The sequence below is a fragment of the Nocardia asiatica NBRC 100129 genome (assembly GCF_000308415.1).
GTDB classification, from domain to species: Bacteria; Actinomycetota; Actinomycetes; order Mycobacteriales; family Mycobacteriaceae; genus Nocardia; species Nocardia asiatica.
Genome location: NZ_BAFS01000342.1, coordinates 1 through 810, shown reverse-complemented (window position 1 = coordinate 810; position 810 = coordinate 1). Strand labels below are relative to the sequence as shown.

Here is an 810-nt window from a genome sequence, read left to right as displayed (position 1 = left end):
ATCGCAGCGGCGGGCACCCGGCCTCATTTTTCTTACAGTGCAGGATTTCCGCGCGCGTCGTGTGTGTTCTGCATTTATTCGTCGAGATCAGGTCTGGTGCGAGCCGCGCGCCTGCACCCCGAGCTGGCCGCGCAGTACGCAGCGGTTGAGGCCGACATCGGGCACCGCTTCCGTGTGGACGTGTCCATGGCCGAGGTCGTCGCCGAAGCCGCCACCGACACCGGGACCGGGCCGGTCGCCGACTGGATCGACTGAATCCGCCCCCCTTCCCGGTACGCCCGGCTCTCCTTGACGTCGGTTCGTGTCCCGGCACGGCCGGACCCGAACCGAGATCCGCACGCCCACATCCGAACTCGCAGAAAGGGAAACATCATGAGTGACAACGAGATCGACGCCTATCACCCCGATTTCGATCCGTACATGCCCGATGAGCATCGGATCGAGGACGCGGTGAAGGTGCACATAGTGTTCGAGGACGGCCGATGGTGTCTGGACGGGTTGATCCAGCAGGGCGAGCCGCTGGATGAGGTGCACGGGACCCGGTGCAGCTACGAGCAGCCGCGCGAGGATTGCGTGGTCTGCTCGACCCCGCAGGGCCTGGCGGTGGTCGAGGCCGCCGATCGGGCCCCGCTGCCCAACGGGCGGGAGCTGCTCGGCATGCTGGCCGCCGAGTTCGGATTGGATCTCGTCCCGGCCGGGATGGCAGGACCCGGACAACAGATCACGCGTCTGAGCGAGCAGGTCCAGGAACTGCTGGACAAGCGCAGTGAGGTCGACCAACTCGGCGAGAAGCTCGTCGACGCCTTCGTG

General features: G+C 66.2%; 1 protein-coding gene and 1 pseudogene. Both read left to right on the top strand.

Translation table 11 applies throughout. The annotated features are described in order from the left end of the window. Positions 1–255, top strand: a pseudogene (locus ON27_RS44395) (hypothetical protein); the annotation flags it as partial. Between the two features lie 117 nt (positions 256–372). Then, the coding region (locus ON27_RS29300) for a hypothetical protein (protein ID WP_043734770.1) at positions 373–810 on the top strand (438 nt) is incomplete at its 3' end.